The organism is Ruegeria sp. HKCCD7181, assembly GCF_057221055.1.
The window spans coordinates 441,605-463,435 of sequence record NZ_JBWVBC010000001.1 but is presented as its reverse complement, the minus strand read 5'-3'; the positions used below and the strand labels follow the sequence as shown (position 1 = coordinate 463,435).

The window sequence follows — 21,831 nt, the reverse complement described above, 5'->3', positions numbered from 1 at the left end:
CGATCCTGATGTGTCTTTCTTGGAGGTCTTTCGTGGGCGCAAACTGTCCCGGTGTCAATGCAGGCGGATATGGGCCGGGCGCATCGGTTGACGTTCCCAGATAACAACAGGATGCATTGCTCCGCCATTCAGTTCCGACAACATTTGTTCGGTTTTCAGCCCTGGCAGTGCTGAGAACACATCGAACAGCGCCTCAGCCCCTTCGGCATTCACGGGAATGTGAAGCGTCGGCTGTCCCGGCTGATCCAGAATCCAATGCGCCGGAGACGAAGTGGGGTCCAGCGCAAGCCGCTCGATTTCGCGCGCGGCCACGATGCCGCCATCAAGCGGCCCGAGATAGGTGATCTGACCTTCGTCAATCGTCACAACGCCCGGCCCGCCGACCCCGAGTCGAAAGCGCGCGCGCTGCAAGCCGATAACGGCCAACGCAGCCGAGATGGCTACCAGCACCCATCCCAACCAGCCCAACAATCCCCCTGGTCCGTTGATCCAGCTGAGACCCAGAATCAAAACGAACACGGCCACCAACACTTCGCGCCAGCGCCACAGAGCCAGTTTGGCTTCGGGTCGGATGAAACTCATGCAACTTCCTCCGGGTTTGTGAACAGGATCAGAGAGTACTGGCCTGCGGGTTTGAACCCGATAGCAATATAGGCACGCGCGGCAACATCTGAAGCGGCAAACAAGACCGCGCGCGAAACTCCGGCGTTTCGTGCCTCGGTCAGATGCAGGGCAACGGCCAGACGGGCAATACCCCGACCTCGCAATTCGGGCGGCGTAAAGACGCCGCCTATCTGAACCACCTCGGGCAGGCGCGCGTTAAAACCAGTCATGCCTGCGGGTTGACCGTCGATTAACAAAACCCTGTGAGAATCGCGCGCCACGTAAGCTGCAATGTCTTTCTTGGCCTGTTCCTGCGCGCGTGCCGGGTCAAAATCCATGGCCTCGATCAGGTAGTTCTGCCGCCATGTTTCGGTGGCGGACCTATCGACTTCGCCCAACGACACAAGGTCCGCCCCTGTGGAATCAGGCAATACAAGATGGCTCAGCTCAAGCGAAAACCCCGGCTCGTCACTGTTCAGGGTCGCGGGTCGATCCTCCCACCCGGCAAGTCGCATGATCCGCCGGGTCTGGGCGGCCTCGGCAGCGATGCCGAACAGCTTGCGACCACGGACCAAACTGATTGCGCCCCGTAGTTCTTCGTCCGAACTATCGGGGCATTGCGGCAGAAGCATTCCCTCGTTGGTCACGGCGAACACCGCGCGCAATTCATTCCCAAGCAGCCACATCTGTACCGCTCGTGGATTGGACCCGTTCAGACCGAAATCCTTCATGTTTGCCAATGGGAACATCGAACTTTGCACATGGCGATACAGGAATGCCTCTATTTCGGGCACGTCATGAGCTTGCGCTAGTCGCCACATCACGCCCAGTCCCCAAGTGCCTGCTGCCACATGGTCATCGCGGCTACTGCGGCGGTATCGGCGCGCAGAATGCGCGGGCCCAAGCTGACCACATGGGCGTAGGGCAAGGCAGTCAACCGTTTGCGCTCGCGTTCGGAAAACCCGCCTTCGGGGCCGATGAGGATGGCCCATGGCCGGTCCCTGTCATTCTTGGCGAGGCGCAGGGCAGACCCGACTTCCGCCTCATCACAGAACATCAGCTGGCGACTTTCGGGCCACGCATCCAGATAACGGTCAAGCCGCTTAAGCTCGGAAACCTCAGGCACAAATGTTCCGCCGCATTGCTCGGCCGCTTCGACTGCATGGGCCTGGAGGCGGTCCTGACGGATACGCTCGGAATTGGTAAACTCCGTCTGCACCGGAATGATCCGCGCCGCGCCCATTTCTGCTGCTTTTTCAACGATGAAGTCAGTGCGCGACTTTTTGATCGGCGCGAAAAGCAGCCACAAATCCGGCGGTAACTGCAAAGGCTTCGACTGCTCGGAACAGACCAGCACGCCCCCACGCTTGCCGGCTTCGGCAACCTCGGCCAGCCATTCACCATCCTGTCCGTTGAACAGCGCGACTTGACCACCAACAGTCAGGCGCATGACGCCAAACAGGTAATGTGCCTGATCGCGCGTCAAAGGAACTGATTGCCCCGGACCCAAAGGGTGCTCTACATACAGTCTGATTTTTGCACTCATGAGACCTTACATATGCAAGGCAATGCCCCAACACCAGACGGTCAGGTCGCCGATTCTGTCACCGGCAACTGGGTCGATACACACGCGCCAGCATTTACCCGTCCGTATCTGCGACTGTCGCGTGCAGATCGGCCGATTGGCACTTGGCTGTTGCTGATCCCCTGCTGGTGGGGTTTGGCGCTGGCTATCCTCAGCGGTGGAAACGCGCGCTGGGGGGATCTGTGGATTGCTGTAGGGTGCGCGATCGGCGCCTTTTTGATGCGAGGGGCGGGGTGCACGTGGAATGACATCACCGACCGCAAATTCGACGCACAAGTCGAGCGTACCCGGTCCCGCCCGATTCCGTCTGGTCAGGTCAGCGTGCGACAAGCCGTGATCTGGATGGTGCTGCAAAGCTTGCTGGCGTTTGCGATTTTGCTGACCTTCAATCGGGCAGCCATCGCAATGGGGGTGCTGTCGCTGCTGCTTGTGACGATTTATCCCTTTGCAAAACGATTCACCTGGTGGCCGCAGGTCTTTCTGGGTCTGGCATTCAACTGGGGCGCATTGTTGACCTGGACTGCCCATAGCGGCACGGTCGGCTGGCCTGCCGTCACCCTGTACCTGTCGGGTATTGCCTGGACGCTGTTCTATGACACCATCTATGCCCATCAGGATGCAGAGGACGACGAACTGATCGGCATTAAGTCTACTGCCCGCCTATTCGGAACGGATACCGCTCGGTGGCTCAAGTATTTTCTGGTCGCCACGGTTTGTCTGATGGGGCTGGCCATAATAGACGCAGCCCTTCCACAGGCATCCATTCTGGCACTTGTCGTTGCGTTGGCCGGACCCTGGGCCATGGGCTGGCACATGGCATGGCAACTGAGGGGTCTGGACACTGAAGACAATGCCAAGCTGCTTCAGCTTTTCCGCGCCAACCGAGACACCGGCCTTATTCCGCTGATCTTCTTCTGCGTCGCGCTGCTGCTCTGATTGCACCTTCCCCGCGTGCCCGCTATGAGTCCGGGGCCAATCGCCAGAGGAGTCCCAAGCTCACCCATGCGTCTGCCGTATCTCATCGCCGTTACCCTGATTTTTGTGGTGTCTGCCGTACTGTCTCTGGTCGGTGCCGGGCTTGCGGTTACAAAGATTGAAGAGGCATCGGAACTGGCAGTTCGCCGGGCACTAAATCTGAATGGCCATGACTGGGCCGAAGTTCAGTCTGACGGGTTGCGGGTCGTGCTGACCGGCACCGCGCCGAACGAAGCAACGCGATTCAATGCACTTACGGCCGCGGGCACCGAAGTCGAAACCTCTCGGGTTATTGACGACATGGACGTGGCCCCAACCGCGAACTTGACCCCGCCCAAATTCTCGGCCGAGATTCTGCGCAATGACAGTGGCATTTCCGTTATCGGGTTGGTCCCCGCAAGCGAAGATCGCAAAGCGCTGATGGACAGCCTGCAGGATCTGGACCCGAGCACATCGGTTTCGGACCTGATGGAAAGTGCGGATTACCCAAAGCCAAAGGGATGGGATGAAGCCATCGCCTATGCTGTCGAATCGTTGTCAAAACTGCCGCGCGCCAAAATCTCTGCAAGTCCCGGACTGGTTCGAATTACGGCAATCGCCGACAGTCAGCAGGAAAAAGAGCAACTTGAGCAGGCTCTGACCCGCGCAGCGCCGCCCACGCTGCGTATCGGCCTTGCGATTTCGGCTCCGCGACCGGTGATTACGCCGTTTACGCTGCGCTATCTGATTGACGATCAGGGCGGCCAGTTCGACGCCTGTTCCGCAGAGGATGAAGAGGCCCGGGACATCATTGTTGCCGCCGCGCAGAACGCGGGGCTGACTGGTCCCTATTCCTGCACAATCGGCTTGGGCGTGCCATCACCAAATTGGGCGAAAGCGGCCGAACTCAGCATCAGCGCGCTGGCTGAGATCGGGCAAGGAAGTGTGACACTGACGGATGCCGATATCACACTGGTCGCCGCGCAAAACACACCTCCTGTATTGTTCGACCGGGTTGTGGGCGAACTGGAAACCGCGCTGCCCGAGGTCTTTGCCCTGCACGCCGTCCTGCCCGAGCCGGAAACCGAGGCACAATCAGGACCGGTCGAGTTTTCCGCGACACGCAGCCCTGAGGGCCTTGTACAACTGCGAGGCCGGGTAGGCGATGAAACCCTGCGCGATATGGCCGACAGTTTCGCACGCGCTGCCTTTGGATCCGGGCAGGTACACACTGCTACCCGGATCGCACCGGACCTGCCGTCAGATTGGCCGGTCCGCGTTTTGGCCGGTCTCGAAGCCCTGTCATTTCTCCATCACGGCGCACTGACTGTTACACCAGACTCGGTGGAACTGTCCGGGGTCAGCCACGAGGAAGACACGAAGGCGCGGATTGCAGGCCAGCTGTCCGAAAAGCTGGGCGATGCGCAGGATTACACGCTCTCGATCACCTACCAGAAGCCGCCTGAACCCGAAGACGCCCTGCCCGATCCCGAGATTTGTGAGGCACAGATCGCCGAAGTTCAGTCGGGCAAAAAAATCGCGTTTGAGCCGGGTTCGGCGACGATTGCAGGAGACTCTCGTGATTCCGTCAATCAGATCGCGGACATTTTGCGCGAATGCGGACCTATCCGGCTGGAAATTCAGGGCCATACGGACAGTCAGGGGCGTGAAGAGATGAACCAGCAGCTTAGCCAGGCTCGGGCGCAATCCATCCTGAACGAGCTGCGTGGACGTCGCATTCCGACCTCCAGCTATACCGCCGTCGGTTATGGCGAGACACAACCCATTGCCGACAATGACACCGAAGAAGGCCGTGAGGAAAACCGCCGGATCGAATTTCGTCTGATCCGACCGGAGCCGGTATCCAACTCCGAAACCGGGTTGGAGGCGATGGAAGCGACATCAGGTAATTCGGATACCGCCACCTCAGACGCGGACGCAGAGGACCAGTAAGTTGAACAGAACAGAATTCGTCATCGCAACTGCCATTATCCTGTTCGCAGCCTTCTGCATGGGCTGGTTCGCCAACTGGCTGGCACATCGCCTGTCCCGTGTGCGCCAAAGCGATGTGGCCGATTTGGACCGGATGAGCCAGGAACTGCACGAGGCCGAAGAAACCCGCGATCAGGCAATCACCTATCTGCAACAACGCGAGGCGGAACTGACAAATCAACTGACGCAGGCCGAGGCCGAACTGGCCGCCGCCATGGAAGGCTTACGCGCCGCACGACAAGAGGCTGAAGAACTGCGCGGACGGATCAACAACGCGGATTAAACTGCGGTCTCACTTATCTTCAAAGTGACGAATTCAATCGGCGTGTTTTAGCCGGTTGAATTCTGCCGTCTTAAACTCTTCAAACAAATTCAATACCATGAATTAGTGCAAATTTGCCTGCACAATTCAATGTCCACGATCCAGAAAATTGGAGTGCATAATGAATTTCCAAACAACTTTTAAGACCGCCGTAATCCTCAGCGTTTTTTCTGCAACCTCAGCTTTGGCTGGCAGTGACGTGATCCCATCGGAGAACGACACATTTTCGAACTGGGGCGATGAATCGGGCTGGACCATCTTTGTGGATGATAACCGCGGATCCTGCCTGATCGAGCGTATGGATGAAAACCAGAACGTCGTGCAGATGGGTCTGACCAAGGACCATGAAATGGGGTATCTTGGCGTTTTCACAAAAAACGACATCGGGCTGAAAGGCAAAAAGGAAAAGATCTTCCTGTCGCTCGACGGCAACGTGTACGAGGCCGAAGCGCACAAGAAAACCAAGCATCTCGCCGAAGGCTATACGGGTGGGTACATTCTGGCGAACAACGCACAGTTTGTCGACGACGTCATGCATAAACACGAAATGACTGTGTTTCCGGAAAAAGAGTTTGCTTTCACCGTCAGCCTGGATGGCACTCTGAAGGCTATCGAAGCGGCACGACAGTGTAACACCGAGCAGTCCAGCTAAGCTGAACCAACGAATCCGGTACCTGCCCAGCGGGTGCCGGTGCAAACCTACCAGCGGGTCAGAGCGTCCTCGTCCTCATCCTTTGCAGCGACCCACTCGGCGCCGGATTTGGTAATTTCCTTTTTCCAGAACGGCGCACGGGATTTGAGGTAATCCATCAGAAATTCCGCCGCCTCGAACGCGTCCTTGCGGTGAGGCGATGCAGTGGCGACCATCATGATCCGGTCGCCCGGTGCCAGCCGTCCATGCCGATGGATGACCAGCACATCCCCCAAAGACCAACGGTCCTTGGCCTCCTGTGCGATCTTGGTCAGTGCACGCTCGGTCATGCCCGGATAGTGTTCGATCTCCATTACATCCAAATCACCGGTGGCCAGATCGCGTACAACACCGGTAAAGGTGACGACCGCCCCGTTCACTGCGTCACCTGCGGCAAAGGCGTTCGCCTCGGTCCCCAGATCAAACGCCTCTTCCTGAACTGCGATCCGCATTGCGTCAGCCTCCGGTCATAGGCGGGAAAAACGCGACTTCCCGAACACCGGACAAGGGCGCGTCAAAATCCGAAAGCTCCTGATCCAGCGCAACGCGCAAAGCGGACAGATCAGAGAATGCAGCAGCATAGCGGTCTTCGCGTGCGCTCAGCTCCGCAACCAGATCAGATACTGTTGCGGCATTGGTCTCAACCTTTTCCTTGGGCAGACCAATCCGTTCGCGCACCCAGGCGAAATATAGCACATCCATCCCTTAGCTCTCCTTCAGGTGGGGCATGGCTTTACGTAAGTAGTCATAGCCAGTGATCAATGTCAGTGCCGCCGCAACCCAAAGCAGCCACAACCCGATCCGGCCCGACCAGAACATAGCCTCAAGGTTTCGGCGCACACCATTCAGGTCTTCGAGCTGCCCGGTCAGGACCTGATCAATTGTAGTGGAATCCATTCCAAAGGTGGCCATGACAAAGTAATGCTCGAAGATCCCCTGCGAGAATAAAACCGCGATGGCGATCATTTGTGCCGTGGTCTTCCACTTGGCCAGTTTCGTCACCTTCAGCGTTCCGGCAACATCGCCCAGATATTCACGCAGGCCCGAGACAAAAACCTCTCGGAACAGGATCACGGTCGCGGGCAACACCAACCATGGCGTCCAGTGTTCGGTCGAGTACCCCACCAGGATCATCAACGCGACCACGACCATTGCCTTGTCGGCGATCGGGTCCAGCATCGCCCCCATCTTGGTTTCCTGCTTCCACGCCCGGGCCAGGTAACCGTCAAACCAGTCGGTGATCGCTGCCGACAAGAACAGGATCAGCGCGAACCAATCGGCATACGGACGGGTGAAGTACAAAAACATTACTGCTAGACCAGGAGCGGCGAGCAGACGAAGGACCGTCAGGATGTTTGGCAAGTTCCATTTCATGGATCGGACAGTACATCGCCGCTTCGGGACAGAAAAGGCAGGGTGAAAAAAAACTGGACCAATCACAGGCGTTTGGCGCGGTTCAGGTCAAACCGTCGCAACCGGGAACTCTCATCAGGATACAACTTGGCGCGCGGCTGGTTTGCAGTCAGATTGCCGGACGTACGAGCCAGGGGGCGCACGCGACAAGAATGACTGCAAATATTCAAACCGACCCGCGATCAAACCTGATCGGAAGCGCCTGGATGATCGCCGCAATGGCCGGGTTCGCGCTGGAAGATGCGTTGCTCAAGGCTGCATCGGTCGCTCTGCCGATCTGGCAAGTTCTGGTTCTCTTCGGGGCAGGTGGCGCGGCAGTCTTTGCTTGCGTGGCAGGCCTGCGCGGCACGCCATTACTGCAGCCCGACGTGCTGTCTCGTCCGATGAAAATCCGTGTGCTGTTCGAGATATTGGGGCGATTGTTCTATGTACTGGCCATCGCGCTGACACCCTTATCTTCGGCCACGGTGATTCTGCAGGCCACACCGCTGGTCGTCGTTGCCGGAGCCGCGTTGTTTTTTGGCGAAACCGTTGGTTGGCGAAGATGGGGCGCAATCTTCGTGGGAATGATCGGTGTCATAGTCATCATTCAGCCCACCGGAGACAGCTTTTCAATACTATCGGTTCTCGCGGTGCTGGGGATGCTCGGCTTTGCCGGGCGCGATCTGGCCAGCCGAGCTGCCCCCGCCACTCTCGGAACCGAGGTGCTGGGGTTTTATGGTTTCCTCTCAATTGTCGTCGCCGGGATCGCTTACCGGTTCTGGGAAGGCGCCCCGATGGCATCGCTGTCGGTCCACACGAGCCTTCACATGTCCGGCGCGGTTATCCTTGGCACAATCGCTTATGCATCACTTATGAAAGCCATGCGAACCGGCGAAGTTTCAGCTGTAACCCCATTTCGCTATTCCCGGCTGCTGTTTGGAATCGGTTTGGGCGTTTTCTTTTTTGGAGAGAGCCTGGATCAGACGATGTGGACCGGCAGCGCGCTGATTGTAGCCTCCGGGCTCTATATTCTTTGGCGCGGACGGCAAAGCTAACCTTTGTCGTGGAAGAAATCATAAACCTTCTGCGCCAGCCCGGCTGAGATCCCATCAACCGCTTTCAGGTCCGCCAAATTGGCCCGGCTAACCGCCTTAGCGCTGCCGAAATGGGCCAACAAGGCGCGTTTACGGGCCGCACCGACACCGGGGATTTCGTCCAGAGGCGTCGCACCGACAGCTTTGGCCCGCTTGGCGCGGTGGGTACCGATAGCAAACCGGTGTGCCTCATCGCGAAGTCGCTGGATGAAATACAGAACCGGGTCGTTCCGCTTCAATGCAAAGGGGCGCTGACCAATCCGGTGGAACTCTTCCTTCCCATGATCACGGTCTACGCCCTTGGCGACACCGACCATCGGAATGTCCTCGACCCCGTGCGCCTGCATGATTTCGTGCACGGCGCTTACATGCCCGGCACCACCATCGATAAGCAACAGATCGGGCCATATTCCTTTGTCACGGTCCGGATCTTCCTTTTGCAGGCGCGTGAAGCGCCGGGTCAGGACCTCTTTCATCATGCCGAAGTCATCGCCAGGGGTCAGATCGTCGCCGCGGATGTTGAATTTGCGGTAGGCGTTTTTCATGAACCCCTCAGGTCCGGCAACAATCATCCCCCCGACTGCATTGGTGCCCTGAATGTGCGAGTTGTCGTAAACCTCGATACGATTGGGCGGATTGTCCAGTTCAAACGCTTCTGCCACCCCGCGCAACAGCTTGGCTTGCGTGGCGCTTTCTGACATGCGGCGGGCCAGAGACTCACGCGCATTACGTAATGCGCCCGCGATCAATTCCTGCTTTTCTCCACGTTGTGGCACAAGGATTTCAACCTTGCGCCCGGCCTTCTCGGACAGCGCCTCCTGCATCAGATCGGCGTTTTCGATTGCGTCTGACAGGATGAGCTGACGGGGCGGTTCCTTATTGTCGTAGAACTGGCCCAGAAACGCTTCCATGACCTCAGCCGCAGAGACATCTGGCCCCACACGCGGATAGAAATCCTTGTTGCCCCAGTTCTGATTGGCGCGGATGAAGAACACCTGCACACAGGCTTGACCGCTGTCCATGTACAGGCCGATCACATCTGCCTCGGCCACGCCGCGCGGGTTGATGCCCTGAGATGTCTGTACCTGCGTCAGTGCCCGGATACGGTCGCGCAGACCGGCAGCGCGTTCGAATTCCATCGCTTCGGACGCGGCCATCATTTGTTCGGCCAACTCCTCCTGCACCTTGGTCGAGCGGCCCGACAGGAACCGTTCTGCATCCTTGACGCTTTCGCGGTAATCAGCTTCCGAGATCAAACCGACGCATGGGCCTGAACACCGTTTGATTTGATAAAGCAGACAAGGCCGCGTTCGGCTATCGAACATGGAATCCGAACAATTGCGCAGCAGGAACGCCTTTTGCAGCTGGTTCAGCGTCCGGTTTACGGCACCCGCACTGGCGAACGGGCCGAAATAGGCGCCCTTTTCCTTTTTCGCCCCGCGGTGTTTTTTGATCTGCGGAAAGGCGTGATCCTTGGCGACCAGAATATTGGGAAAGCTTTTGTCATCCCGAAGCAGCACATTGTATTTCGGCTTCAGCTGCTTGATCAGGTTTTGCTCCAGCAGCAGTGCCTCGGTCTCGGTGCGTGTCGTCAGGAACATCATCGAGGCGGTCGCGGCGATCATCCTCTCGATCCGCCCGGAATGACCCGGCCGCGCATAATTCGACACCCGTGCCTTTAGGTTTCGCGCCTTACCCACATACAGAACCCGGCTATCGTGATCGAGCATCCGGTACACACCGGGTGAGCTGTCCAGCGTTTTCACGAAACGCTGAATGCATGCATAACCGGTAGGTTGGGTTTCCGAAGTCGATTCGCTGTGAGCAGTCATGTGCCTGAGATATGATTCTCTGACCATGGCTGCAATCTTGTGGGCTTCAGATCAAGAGAAAACAAATCCACGGTTTCTGTGGATAACTATGCAGATAAGTTTTGGGGCAATACGATTTTCCCTTGAATCATTGCCTATTCCTTGATTTGCACAAAAATTAGGCGCCACACTAAGGTATTGTTTTTACATTGTATTTTTTTCATCATGAAACAAGTGTATGAAAAACAAGACAATTTTGTAACGCGCCGGTAACAGGAATGAGAGCGGTGCAAAACTTGTGACGATTATGTCTATTCTACGCCCAGAACATCCGGCGTTTGCCAGCCCAAATGTTGACCACCGTCCACGCACAAGAGCTGACCGGTGACAGCGTGTGCATCCAGAAAATAGCCCAGCGCAGCTGTGATATCGGACGGATTCGCCCCGCGCTCTAGTACGGTGTTCTTGCGCTGCGCTTTGAAGTGGCTGTCGCTTTGGCGATGCCCCTGCAAGGTGGGACCCGGCCCAATTGCATTGACCCGGATGGCCGGTGTAAGCGCCTGAGCCGCAGTGCGGGTCAGCGTCCACAGCCCCATTTTTGCTATGGTGTAGGACATAAACTCGGGCGTGAGTTTGCGCACCCGCATGTCCACCATATTGACGATCAGACCGGTCGCGACCGGTTCACCTGCCTCGTCCATTTCTGCGGCAAGACCCTGATCCGCCATAGCCTGCGTCAGAACGAATGGCGCCCGCAGGTTGCTGTCGAGGTGCCGATCCCAGCTTTGGCGCGTGGCGGTATGAATATTGTCGTATTCGAAGATCGAGGCGTTGTTCACAAGACAGGTGATCGGCCCGCCCAGAGCCTCGGCCGCGCGGGGCAAAAGCGAGGCGACCTGCGTTTCATCCAGAAGATCTGCCTGCAGCGCGACCGACGCTCTGCCCAAAGCCTGAACCTCTGCTACAGTCTCAAGCGCCGAGGCTTCGGAAGCTGCGTAATGGACGGCCACGTCGTATCCGCGCCGGGCCAGATACAAGGCCATCGCGCGACCCAGGCGTCTGCCGGCGCCGGTTACCAAAGCTCGGGTCATTAAGCACCTCCCTCAGTCAATTCATGCCAGAAGGATAATGACGTAGGCAACGTATAACAGGGTCAAAATCATGCCCCAGATACGCGTAATGTCCTGTTTGAAGAAGACAAACGGGATCAGCAACAGCGACGCGCCCAACATGACCCACAGGTCGAACCTCAGGAATTCGGGATCGACGGGGATACGCCCGAACAGAGTGGCAATTCCGACAATGGCTAGCAGGTTGAACATGTTCGACCCGATCACGTTGCCCAGCGCAACGTCGGCTTGCCGGCGCAAAGCCGCCATAACCGTCGTCGCCAACTCGGGCAGCGAGGTACCAACGGCAATCAGTGTCAACCCGATCACCGTTTCGCTCACCCCGTAAGTGCGGGCAATGACCGTGGCGTTATCCACCAAAAGGTGCGCGCCCATAGGCAGACCGATCAGCCCTAGGATCAGGTAGATCGACACCTTCCAATACGGCATGTCAGGATCTGCTTCTTCCAGCGCCTCCAAATCATCGTCATCAGCGCACGCCTCGCCGCATGCCTTGCGGTGGGCATGCGCTTCGCGGAAGGCATTAATCAGGATGAGAGCCAGTCCGGCCAGCAAGATCGCGCCACTGAGCAGGTTGAACACGCCACAGAAGGCCAGCCCAATGAACAGCACCGAAGCCAACAGCATGAAGATATAGTTCTTACGGCTGTTGCACTCGCTGGTGTGCAGCGTTGCCAACAGGGCAGGCACACCAAGAACCAACAAAATGTTGGCCGTATTCGACCCCACAACATTACCCAGCGCAATGCCGGGGGCGTTTTCTTTGATCGCACTGATTGCGATCAGCAATTCAGGTGCCGAGGTGCCAAATGCCACGATGGTAAGGCTGACAATCAGGGCCGGGACGCCCAGTCGCAGGCTGAGATTCACCGCACCGCGCACCAGCGCATCGCCGGCCAGCAACAGGATCAGCAGCCCGAGACCGGAAAGCAGCCATGCCGTCATCCACGGCCTCCCTTTTCACATGGGCAGGGGCCTTTGCCGATCCGAAATCGTCCACATTTTGGACATTTGGCAGAGCTAAGTCGCTTTTGTCCCGGAAAGCGCAGCTTGCCGAACATTGCCAATACACCCATGGCAATCAGAAAAAGAGTGACGACTTTTATGATCACGTTACAACCCGAAACGCGCAAAAGCCGCGCGCTCCTCCAGTCCAGCGACTGCGTCCTGCGCCATTGCTGCCCCAAAACGTGACCAGATTGGTTTGCGCAATCCATAGCGGCGGAACTTGACCTTGTCGCCGTACCGTTCCTGCATCTTGGGCTTCAGATGCGCGATGCCGTCAATCAGCCCCAGTTCTTTCGCGCGTCGCGCCAGCCAGACCTCGCCATTGAACAAATCAGCATCTGCGTCCAGCTTGCCGTCCCTTCGGGTTTTGACATGCGCAATGAAATTCTCGTGGATATCGCCTAGCAAAACCTGGAGGCGCGCGACGTCCTCTTTCTTTTCCGGCGCAAACGGATCGAGCATGGACTTCGACTGCCCGGCCGTGTGAACGCGTCGCTCTATGCCTTGCCGTGCCAGAAAGACATGCGCGCCAAATCCGGACGAAATCACCCCGATCGAGCCCAGAACCGAGCTTTCATCAGCCCAAATCTCGTCGGCTGCAGCTGCCAGCCAATAGCCGCCGGATGCGGCCACGTCTTCGACAAAGGCAAAGACGGGAATTTCCAGTTCCTCCGCCAGGCGCCGAATGCGCGACCCTATCAGAGAGCTTTGGACAGGTGAGCCGCCGGGCGAATTGACTTCTAGCGCTACGGCAACGGGTTTGCCTTTGCGAAAGGCTTTTTCCAGAACCGGGGCCAGCGACGTGTCGTTCATCGACGCGCGCCCGGCCATTCCGATGGCGCCGGACAAACGGACAATGGCCACAACGGGCTGCTTTTTCAGGAAAGGCAGGCGTAGTTTCATGGAAGCCGATGTAGAGGGCGCCACGACCGTTAACAAGGGACACGCGCGCCCATAAACACGACGTGAACCAATTTCCCACACCCGATGGGCAAAAATGCAACGCCTTAGCTGCGGATACGCCAACCGGTTTTGAAGATCCAACCGATGACCGCAAGGCATATTCCGGTGAATGCCAAGATCGCCAGAAGGCTCCAGAAAATCGGAACATCTGCGATGCCGTAAAACGACCAGCGGAAGCCCGAGATTAGATAAACCACCGGGTTAAACAAGGTGATCGTCTGCCAGAGTGGTGGTAGCATCGAGACGGAATAGAACGTGCCGCCCAGAAAAATCAGAGGTGTCACAACAAGTTGCGGTACCAGCGACATCTGCTCGAAATTGCTTGCCCAGATGCCGATGATAAATCCCAGTAGGGAAAAACTGAGGCAGGACAGGATCAGAAATGCCGCCATGGCAAAGGGATGTTCGATCCGCAAATCGACAAAAAAGGTAGCTGTAGCCAAAATGACAAGACCAACGAATAAAGCTTTGGTCGCTGCGGCCCCGACATAGCCGATCACAATTTCTATGAAATTGATCGGCGCCGACAACAGTTCATAGATGGTACCCAGAAACTTGGGGAAATAGATGCCGAAGGACGCGTTCGAAATCGACAACATCACCACCGACAACATGATCAGTCCTGGTACAATGAACGCACCATAGGATACGCCTTCGATCTCCTGGATGCGGCTGCCAATGGCAGTGCCAAACACCACGAAATAGAGCGAGGTCGAAAGAACCGGCGACAGAAAGCTCTGCCCCAGCGTACGGAAGAACCGCTGCATCTCGAAACGGTAGATGGCGGCAATCGCGGACCAGTTCATGCGGGTTCTCCCGACACCAGATTGACGAATATTTCTTCAAGGCTCGACTGCCGTGTCTGAACATCGCGCAGTACCAGCCCTGCCTGGGCGACATCGTTCAGCAGCGTCGTAATCCCCGTACGCTCGGCATTGGTGTCGTAAGTATAGACCAGCACATCCCGGTCACCGTTCAGGGTCAGATTGTGGGCCTTTAGGCAATCGGGGATGGTTGAAACCGGTTCGGTCAGCATCACCTCGATCTGCTTCTTGCCCATCTGAGCCATCAGCGTGTCCTTGTCCTGCACCAGCAGCAACTCGCCCTTGTCGATTACGCCGACGCGGTCGGCGATGGCCTCAGCCTCTTCGATGTAATGCGTGGTCAGGATGATGGTGACGCCGCTGGCCTTCAACTCGGCAACCATGTCCCACATGTCCTTGCGCAGCTCTACATCCACCCCTGCAGTAGGTTCGTCCAGAAACAGCACCTGAGGCTCGTGCGCCAGCGCCTTGGCGATCAGCACGCGGCGCTTCATGCCCCCTGACAATTCCCTGATGGCATTCTTGCGCTTGTCCCACAGGGACAGTTTACGCAGGATTTCCTCGATCCGGGCGTTGTCCGTGCCGTGACCGAACAGACCACGCGAAAACCGAACCGTGTTCCAGACCTTTTCGAAAGGTTCCAGCGCAATTTCCTGTGGCACCAAGCCGATCATCTTGCGAGCAGCCCGAAAATCCGTCTGAATATCATGGCCACCCACTGTGACCGAACCCGCAGTCGGCGTAGTGATCCCGCAAACGGTAGAGATCAGGGTCGTCTTGCCCGCGCCATTGGGGCCGAGCAGCGCCAGTATCTCGCCCTGCTCGATATCCAACGACACGCCTTTAAGCGCCTCAAAGCCGCCCGCGTAGGACTTGCGCAGATCCTTTATGGACAAAATCGGTGTCATGCGTCTCCTCGGTTCTGGCGGGCACCCTATCGCGCCGAACCGCAGCAGAACAGGTCAAATTCGCACAGCGCTCTGCGCGTCTGTGCAGGGCCTAGTCGCGCCCTGTCAGACGCCCCAACCATCCCTTTTTAGCCTCTTCATCTTCAGGTTCGCCTTCGTCCGTCTCTTCAGGCGGCCCCTCCAGATGCTCTTGCAGATTGGTAAAGAACTGGTCGGCCATCTTCTTGGCGAACCCGTCAATCAGACGGCTGCCCAACTGTGCCAGCTTACCACCAACCTTGGCATCAACATCATACGTTAATGCCGTACCGCCCGTTTCGTCCGGCGCAAAAGTCACCGAGGCGCTGCCCTTGGCAAATCCGGCTGCGCCCCCCTTGCCTTCTCCGGTGATTGTCAGCTGTTCAGCCTCGACCATATCGGACATCGTCACGGTGCCTTTGAAGGTTGCTTTCACAGGCCCGACCTTTTGCACCACGGTCGCCACATACCCGTCTGCCGGGGTACCGGACACTTCCTGTGCCCCGGATATGCAAGCTTTCAGAACTTCGGGGTCCAGCAGAGCCGCGTAAACAGCGGCAGGCGCGGCCTGAATGGTCCTCGTGTCGCTCAAGTGCATCGCAATAACCCCTCTTGCAGCCCGGTGGCAGATCACCACAGACGTAGCCCCTAACACTAGGCGCAGGCAACCAATTTGCGCGCGCACCTTCGAGCAATCTCTTGCAATCCGGCCGTTCTGACGAAACTCTGCCCTGCGGGAGGCCGAGCTATGCTAGACGGAATGCGGATTATCGAAATCGAAGGTTTGGGCCCCGGCCCTTTTGCGGCGATGCTATTGGCGGATCTGGGTGCAGACGTGATCACCATTCACCGCAAAGGCGGTGCTGTGACTCCGGGCATGCCGGAACAATCCCTGTTGGATCGTGGCAAACGATCAATTGCGCTGGATCTGAAAGACCCTCAGGATTTGAACACGGCTCTAACCCTGATTTCCACTGCGGACGCCCTCATCGAAGGATTCCGACCTGGCGTAATGGAAAAACTCGGCCTTGGGCCAGAGACCTGCCATGGATTGAACCCAAAATTGGTCTATGGCCGGATGACGGGTTGGGGGCAGGACAGCCCACTTTCCGTCACGGCCGGCCACGACCTGAACTACATCGCGCTGTCCGGAGCATTGTGGTACGCCTCACCCCCTGGTCAAATCCCACAGACCCCTGCAACACTCGTCGGGGATATCGGCGGTGGTGCTTTGTATCTGGTGACGGGCATTCTGGCCGCACTGATCCATGCGCGGGCAACCGGCACAGGTACGGTCGTCGATGCGGCCATTTATGACGGCTCGGCCCATATGATGAACCTGCTCATGAGCCTGAGCCAAACCGGCAACCTCTCGGAAACCCGCGGCCAAAGCTTGCTGGACGGCCCACACTGGAGCCGTTGCTATTCTTGTGCTGATGGAGGGCATATCTCGGTGCAGTGCCTCGAGCCGAAGTTTTACGCTATATTCCTGGATCTGCTTGGACTGTCGGATGACCCGCAGTTTCAGCGCCAGTTTGACCGCCAGCTTTGGCCCGAGTTAACCAATCGCCTGACGCATCTGTTTGCCGAAAGACCCCGCGATCACTGGGCGGCTTTGTTTTCAGGTACCGATGCCTGCGTCGCCCCGGTCCTCAGCCCCGCACAGGCAATAGACCACAGGATGAACTCACGTCGGACCTGGCAAGAGGCCCACGGCACACTTCAGGCTGCCGGCGCACCCAGATTCTCCACCGCGTCCTGGCACCCCAAGCCCAGCCCAACACGAGGTGAACACACACAAGAAATTCTGAGCGAGCTCGCCCAGATTCCTTCTGCGGACTAAAACCCCAAGGCAAATTAACCGGAGGTCGAGAGGGGTCGCCCCCTCCCGCAACCGTTACCGCGCACGCACTGTGTCGATCATCAGCTGCACATTTTCAGGATCGGCATCCGGTGTGATCCCGTGACCCAGATTGAAAATATGCGGGCCTTTCGAGAATGCCTCGACAATGTGCCGGGTATCATCCACCAACGCCTGCCCACCGGTCACCATATGCGAAGAGGCCAGATTGCCCTGGACACAGCCGTCGACCTGCACCTGCGCAGCAGCCCAATCAGGCGAAACCGAATTGTCCAATGCAACACAGTCGACGCCGGTGGCTTTGGCGAAACCGATATAGCCCTCGCCCGCTTCGCGCGGGAAACCGATCACAGGGATACCCGGATGCCGCGCCTTGATGGCCTGAGTGATCACTCGGCAGGGTTCTACAGCGTATTTCCGGAACGCTTCACCTTTCAACGACCCGGCCCAGCTGTCGAAAATCTTGACGACCTCGGCTCCGGCATCGATCTGCGCCGAAAGGTATTCGATCGTGGCTGCGGTGATCCGCTCCAGCAAGGCCTCGAACAAAGCATTGTTTTCTTCGCGCAGCGCGTGGGCCGGGCCCTGATCCGGCGTGCCGCGTCCTGCAATCATATAGGTCGCCACGGTCCACGGGGCACCGGCAAAACCGATCAGAGTGGTCTCGGATGGCAGTTCGCGCGACAGGATGCGCACGGTTTCATAGACGGGCGAGAGGGTCTCGTGAATGTCCTCAACCGGCTTCAAGGCATCGAAACCCGATTGCTGCGTAATGGTCGACAGGCGAGGCCCCTCGCCAGTGACAAACCACAGATCCGCGCCCAGCGCCTGCGGCACCAGCAAAATGTCCGCAAACAGAATCGCTGCGTCGAAGCCATAGCGCCGGATCGGCTGCAAAGTGACCTCAGCCGCCAATTCGGAATTATAGCAGAGCGACAGAAAGTCCCCGGCCTGTGCGCGGGTCGCGCGGTATTCCGGCAAATACCGTCCTGCCTGACGCATCATCCAGATTGGCGGAACGTCCTGAACCTCGCCCGCCAGCGCCCGCAGAATTTTCTTTGTCTCGGCCATTCCTGCCCCCGATCTTTAGATGTGGCGCAACGGGTCTTCCTTCGGCGTCAATTTGTCAAGCTCTGCCCCCATTGTCAGGGCAATGTGACGCGACTAAAGCTAGGGCCATGACTTTGACTCTGCCCTCTCCCGCATCGCCTCTCAGAATCGGCACACGTGGATCCCCACTGGCGCTGGCTCAGGCCTATGAAACCCGTCAACGGCTGAGCGACGCCTTCGACCTGCCCGAAGAGGCATTCGAGATCGTCGTGATCAAGACGACCGGCGACAATCGTGCCATGATCGACGCGGACCGTCCGCTGAAAGAGATCGGCAACAAAGGTCTGTTCACCAAAGAAATCGAAGAAGCCATGCTGGGCGGCGAGATCGACATCGCCGTACATTCGACTAAGGACATGCCGGTCGAACAACCAGAAGGGTTGGTGCTGGACACTTTCCTGCCACGCGAAGACGTGCGGGACGCGTTCATTTCACCCAGTCTGAATTCGATCCACGACCTGCCGCAAGGCGCGGTGGTGGGCACGTCGTCTTTGCGTCGGCGTGCGCAATTGCTGAACCGTCGCCCTGACCTGAACGTGGTCGAGTTCCGGGGAAATGTGCAGACCCGATTGAAGAAGCTGGCCGATGGCGTTGCAGATTGCACTTTTCTGGCCATGGCCGGCCTGCGCCGCCTGCAAAGAGATGACGTTCCGGCGACCGCAATTTCCCCGGACGACATGTTGCCCGCCATCGCGCAGGGCACAATCGGGATTGAGCGGCGCAGCGACGACAACCGCGCCGCTGCAATGCTCGAAGCTATTCACCATTCCGAAACGTCGCATCGCCTTGCGGCCGAACGCAGCCTGCTGGCTGGTCTGGATGGATCTTGCGAAACCCCTATTGCCGGGCTGGCAGAGCTGCGGGACGGCCAGCTCTATCTGCGCGGAGAGGTTCTGCGACCGGACGGATCCGAAGCAATCAGCGAAACGGCTACAGGCGCGGTTGAGGACGGTGCCAAACTTGGGCGTTCCATGGCCGAAACATTGCTGAAACAGGCTGGGCCAGGATTTTTCGACTGGCGCGGATGACAGTTTTTTTCTGTAATGTGAACTACTTCACTGTCGGGCACCATGAGGCTGTGCAATAAGAGGTTATTCCGGAAGGATATCCGGTCAGTCTCGAATATCGAATGTTTTAGCCCGTTTTGTTTTAGATAGTTCTCGAGGGGGCGAAACTGATCCTAAATATCCAATCGAGGCGGGTCGCTGTCATATAGTCTGGCAGCGATCCGTTTCCTTTTTCGCATCAAAACAAACTCGCCACATTCATCGGATCACCGTATTTCGACCGTTGTTATGGCTGAACATAACTTGGTCCGTTCGACTGTCCGACCGGAAATCAGCGGACCGACCAAGCAGCGCAAGATAGAATTTCTCAAGCCCCGGCTCCAGACCCACTGCCAGCGCGGTACATTCCGCACACGCCACTTCAATGACCGATCGCGGTTCACCGTCTCGGATGGCTGCGATCAGCTTTCCATGCGCGGCCAGTAGAGATCTGAAGTCGGCACTTTCAGCAAGCATCCGGTCCCCTACCAGAACATAAACGGGCTCTGGTTCACTCCGCCCTTTCAGGTCGACGAACCCTGCCTCCAACAACGCCAGTGTCGACCCAACCACCTGTTGGACTGACCGCGAAACCAGAATGTCATAGTCGACATGACGGCAATTCTGCTCGATTCGCGCTGCTACATTCACGACATCTCCGATCACCGTATAGTTGAACCGGCTGCGTGAACCAATGTTGCCGACACAGGCCGTTCCGGTGGCGCATCCCGTTGCCAAAGCGATCGGCGGACGTTGCCGCATCTGGTCTGAGGCATTAAATTTTGCCAATGCCTGCCGCATCAGCAGCGCCGCCCGGGCGGCGCGCCAGGGGTGATCGTCGACTGGCACCGGCGCATTCCAGAACGCCATGACCGCATCACCGATAAATTTGTCGATTGTACCGCGCTCCAGCAGTATCTGATCTCCGATCTCGGAAAACAGCTCGTTCAGCAAGGCTACCAGATCCGTCGGCGATACTGATTCCGACAGCGGTGTGAACCCCCGGATGTCCGAGAACATCACCGTGATCTCCTGCGATTCGCCGCCCAGCTGAAGGCTGTGACCCGAGGCCTCCATCTCGTCCAGTATTTCTGGCGCGACATAATGCGAGAATTTCTGGCGGATCACCCGCTTTTCCCGCTCGGTTGAGATGAACAGATATCCCGCCAGCAACCCGAAATTCGCCATACCCCCTATCAGCGGGAATGTGGCGTCGAACAGAACGGATTGGTTTTGAAACGCCAGCCAGCTGATAGCCATCACGACAGCAGCAGCAACTCCACCGGCAATGAAAGAAGCCACAGCCCCGAAACTGGACATGACCACTGTCACCACCACCCCTAGTATGACGAAGGCCAGCAGCTCTAATGCGGCAGTTACGTCAGATCGGCTGAGCATATCGCCAAGAATGATTTGTTCGATGATCTGTGCATGAATCGAAACACCGGGCACAGTCTCGCCCAGCGCGGTTTCACGTATGTCGAACAGACCCGCCGCCGTTGTTCCGACGAGTATGATCCGTCCCTCTATTTCCGCCCGCAAAGCAGGATCTTCTCCGCGCCGCATAATGTCGTCGGCAGACAGATACAGGCCCGGATCGTCCCGCCTGTAGCGCACCCAGATTTCACCGTTCTCGGTCGTAGGCAGCAGAAAATCACCGATTGCCACCCCCAACATAATACCAGCTTCGTCCTGCGCACCTTCGGCAAAGATGACTGGCTCGTCCAAGGCAACACGCAAGGCCTCAACGCCCAGGCTCGGCAGCACGCCTCCGGGGCCGGACCACAGCACCGGCACGCGCCGCACCACGCCCATCCCACCGATCGGTGAGACGTTGACGCCACCAATTCCCGCCGAATCTTCCCCCAACGGAGGGGCCAGCGTGGTCCAATGTGAAACCCGAACCAACCCGGCGGCGGGCTGCTCGCCAATCTCAATGACTCCAACCTTTGGTGTTATTGCGGGCCCGCCAGCTGTCTGTCGCGCCGCCACCCCCAGAACAACTGGCCAGTGGGCAATTCTTTCCCCAAAAAGCACATCGTTGTCCAAATTCGCGGCATCCTCATGCACACGCAGCATGTCGGCCAGTGAGGGATCCTCTAACAATCGTGCAGGGGAATAGCGATCCGGCTCTGCAAACAGTAGGTCAAAGGCGATGGCTGCAGCGCCGTAGTCACCAAGCTTGTCGACCATTTGCCCTAACCGGCTGCGAGGCCACGGCCACTGACCCCAGGCGGTCAGACTTTGTTCGTCAATGTCGACGACGCGCACCGGCAAGTTCGGGTTAAATTCGCGTGGTGCAATTCTTTGGAGCACGTCGAAGTAGATCATCCGGGTCGTCTGCACGGGATATGGATCGCTGACGCGCACGAAGCAACCAAGCAAAATCAGACCGACTCCAACCAGGCGGAATGCCAACCGTCTTGCAAACCGGTCTTTTGTCATGCCCGCCACATCAACCTCCTTGGCGTCCGGGGAATGGAGAATGTTCAGATGGCGAGGTCTCTCTGCATTCC

The 21,831-nt window shown here is 57.8% G+C and carries 22 protein-coding genes; 7 read left to right on the top strand and 15 right to left on the bottom strand.

Going from position 1 to position 21,831, the window contains the following annotated elements:
* Positions 1 to 54 precede the first annotated feature (54 nt).
* The 3 genes from AC2TCY_RS02315 to AC2TCY_RS02305 are packed head-to-tail and all read right to left on the bottom strand — an operon-like array spanning position 55 to position 2,149.
* The gene (locus AC2TCY_RS02315; RefSeq protein WP_480845200.1) at positions 55 to 582 is read right to left on the bottom strand and encodes a hypothetical protein; all 528 of its coding nucleotides are present in this window, start codon (positions 580 to 582) and stop codon (positions 55 to 57) included.
* On the bottom strand, positions 579 to 1,454 hold the full coding sequence (locus AC2TCY_RS02310; RefSeq protein WP_480845199.1) for a GNAT family N-acetyltransferase: 876 nt from the start codon (positions 1,452 to 1,454) through the stop codon (positions 579 to 581). The genes AC2TCY_RS02315 and AC2TCY_RS02310 overlap by 4 nt, the downstream gene beginning before the upstream one ends.
* Positions 1,424 to 2,149 (bottom strand): 16S rRNA (uracil(1498)-N(3))-methyltransferase, encoded by a 726-nt coding sequence (locus AC2TCY_RS02305; protein ID WP_480845198.1) that lies wholly within the window; start codon positions 2,147 to 2,149, stop codon positions 1,424 to 1,426. Before AC2TCY_RS02305 ends, AC2TCY_RS02310 begins: the two co-directional genes overlap by 31 nt.
* 12 nt (positions 2,150 to 2,161) lie before the next feature.
* On the opposite strand from AC2TCY_RS02305, the gene ubiA reads away from it, so the two are divergent.
* The 4 genes from ubiA to AC2TCY_RS02285 all read left to right on the top strand — a co-directional run bounded on the left by ubiA (position 2,162) and on the right by AC2TCY_RS02285 (position 6,108).
* Entirely contained in the window at positions 2,162 to 3,124 is a 963-nt protein-coding gene (gene ubiA, locus AC2TCY_RS02300; RefSeq protein WP_480845196.1) for a 4-hydroxybenzoate octaprenyltransferase, read from the top strand.
* 66 nt (positions 3,125 to 3,190) lie between these two features.
* Complete coding sequence (locus AC2TCY_RS02295; protein WP_480845195.1) at positions 3,191 to 5,095, top strand: OmpA family protein; 1,905 nt, start codon at positions 3,191 to 3,193, stop codon at positions 5,093 to 5,095.
* Between the two features lies 1 nt (position 5,096).
* Positions 5,097 to 5,417: a hypothetical protein gene (locus tag AC2TCY_RS02290; protein WP_480845194.1), complete on the top strand. Its 321-nt coding sequence runs from the start codon at positions 5,097 to 5,099 to the stop codon at positions 5,415 to 5,417.
* Positions 5,418 to 5,577: 160 nt separating this feature from the next.
* Positions 5,578 to 6,108: a hypothetical protein gene (locus AC2TCY_RS02285; protein WP_480845193.1), complete on the top strand. Its 531-nt coding sequence runs from the start codon at positions 5,578 to 5,580 to the stop codon at positions 6,106 to 6,108.
* A 47-nt stretch (positions 6,109 to 6,155) separates the two neighbouring features.
* Here the strand turns inward: AC2TCY_RS02285 and AC2TCY_RS02280 are convergent, their stop codons facing one another.
* Genes AC2TCY_RS02280 through pgsA form a run of 3 tightly spaced genes read right to left on the bottom strand, consistent with a single transcriptional unit; the run spans position 6,156 to position 7,521 of the window.
* Positions 6,156 to 6,599: a molybdenum cofactor biosynthesis protein MoaE gene (locus AC2TCY_RS02280; RefSeq protein WP_480845191.1), complete on the bottom strand. Its 444-nt coding sequence runs from the start codon at positions 6,597 to 6,599 to the stop codon at positions 6,156 to 6,158.
* Between the two features lie 4 nt (positions 6,600 to 6,603).
* On the bottom strand, positions 6,604 to 6,849 hold the full coding sequence (gene moaD, locus AC2TCY_RS02275; protein WP_480845189.1) for a molybdopterin converting factor subunit 1: 246 nt from the start codon (positions 6,847 to 6,849) through the stop codon (positions 6,604 to 6,606).
* A 3-nt stretch (positions 6,850 to 6,852) separates the two neighbouring features.
* On the bottom strand, positions 6,853 to 7,521 hold the full coding sequence (pgsA, locus tag AC2TCY_RS02270; protein ID WP_480845188.1) for a CDP-diacylglycerol--glycerol-3-phosphate 3-phosphatidyltransferase: 669 nt from the start codon (positions 7,519 to 7,521) through the stop codon (positions 6,853 to 6,855).
* Positions 7,522 to 7,712: 191 nt separating this feature from the next.
* On the opposite strand from pgsA, the gene AC2TCY_RS02265 reads away from it, so the two are divergent.
* On the top strand, positions 7,713 to 8,597 hold the full coding sequence (locus tag AC2TCY_RS02265) for a DMT family transporter (protein ID WP_480845186.1): 885 nt from the start codon (positions 7,713 to 7,715) through the stop codon (positions 8,595 to 8,597).
* Here AC2TCY_RS02265 and uvrC read toward each other — a convergent pair.
* The 7 genes from uvrC to AC2TCY_RS02230 all read right to left on the bottom strand — a co-directional run bounded on the left by uvrC (position 8,594) and on the right by AC2TCY_RS02230 (position 15,896).
* Positions 8,594 to 10,468, bottom strand: coding sequence for an excinuclease ABC subunit UvrC (gene uvrC, locus AC2TCY_RS02260; RefSeq protein WP_480845489.1), 1,875 nt, complete (start codon positions 10,466 to 10,468; stop codon positions 8,594 to 8,596). The genes AC2TCY_RS02265 and uvrC overlap by 4 nt on opposite strands.
* A 290-nt stretch (positions 10,469 to 10,758) precedes the next feature.
* Complete coding sequence (locus tag AC2TCY_RS02255; protein WP_480845185.1) at positions 10,759 to 11,538, bottom strand: SDR family oxidoreductase; 780 nt, start codon at positions 11,536 to 11,538, stop codon at positions 10,759 to 10,761.
* 21 nt (positions 11,539 to 11,559) lie between these two features.
* Complete coding sequence (locus tag AC2TCY_RS02250; protein ID WP_480845183.1) at positions 11,560 to 12,522, bottom strand: calcium/sodium antiporter; 963 nt, start codon at positions 12,520 to 12,522, stop codon at positions 11,560 to 11,562.
* Positions 12,523 to 12,690: 168 nt separating this feature from the next.
* Positions 12,691 to 13,488, bottom strand: coding sequence for a S49 family peptidase (locus AC2TCY_RS02245; RefSeq protein ID WP_480845182.1), 798 nt, complete (start codon positions 13,486 to 13,488; stop codon positions 12,691 to 12,693).
* A 104-nt stretch (positions 13,489 to 13,592) separates the two neighbouring features.
* Positions 13,593 to 14,354: an ABC transporter permease gene (locus tag AC2TCY_RS02240; protein ID WP_480845181.1), complete on the bottom strand. Its 762-nt coding sequence runs from the start codon at positions 14,352 to 14,354 to the stop codon at positions 13,593 to 13,595.
* Entirely contained in the window at positions 14,351 to 15,280 is a 930-nt protein-coding gene (locus AC2TCY_RS02235) for an ABC transporter ATP-binding protein (RefSeq protein ID WP_480845180.1), read from the bottom strand. The genes AC2TCY_RS02240 and AC2TCY_RS02235 overlap by 4 nt, the downstream gene beginning before the upstream one ends.
* 91 nt (positions 15,281 to 15,371) lie before the next feature.
* Positions 15,372 to 15,896 (bottom strand): SRPBCC family protein, encoded by a 525-nt coding sequence (locus tag AC2TCY_RS02230; RefSeq protein WP_480845179.1) that lies wholly within the window; start codon positions 15,894 to 15,896, stop codon positions 15,372 to 15,374.
* A 150-nt stretch (positions 15,897 to 16,046) separates the two neighbouring features.
* Between AC2TCY_RS02230 and AC2TCY_RS02225 the strand changes: the two genes are divergently transcribed.
* Positions 16,047 to 17,141, top strand: a complete 1,095-nt coding sequence (locus AC2TCY_RS02225) for a CaiB/BaiF CoA transferase family protein (RefSeq protein ID WP_480845177.1) — start codon at positions 16,047 to 16,049, stop codon at positions 17,139 to 17,141.
* A 54-nt stretch (positions 17,142 to 17,195) separates the two neighbouring features.
* Here AC2TCY_RS02225 and hemE read toward each other — a convergent pair whose 3' ends face one another.
* Positions 17,196 to 18,230, bottom strand: coding sequence for a uroporphyrinogen decarboxylase (gene hemE / locus AC2TCY_RS02220; RefSeq protein ID WP_480845176.1), 1,035 nt, complete (start codon positions 18,228 to 18,230; stop codon positions 17,196 to 17,198).
* Between the two features lie 107 nt (positions 18,231 to 18,337).
* Here hemE and hemC point away from each other — a divergent pair, with 107 nt between their 5' ends.
* Positions 18,338 to 19,297, top strand: coding sequence for a hydroxymethylbilane synthase (gene hemC, locus AC2TCY_RS02215; protein ID WP_480845175.1), 960 nt, complete (start codon positions 18,338 to 18,340; stop codon positions 19,295 to 19,297).
* Between the two features lie 237 nt (positions 19,298 to 19,534).
* Here the strand turns inward: hemC and AC2TCY_RS02210 are convergent, their stop codons facing one another.
* The gene (locus AC2TCY_RS02210) at positions 19,535 to 21,760 is read right to left on the bottom strand and encodes a CHASE2 domain-containing protein (RefSeq protein WP_480845488.1); all 2,226 of its coding nucleotides are present in this window, start codon (positions 21,758 to 21,760) and stop codon (positions 19,535 to 19,537) included.
* Positions 21,761 to 21,831 lie beyond the last annotated feature (71 nt).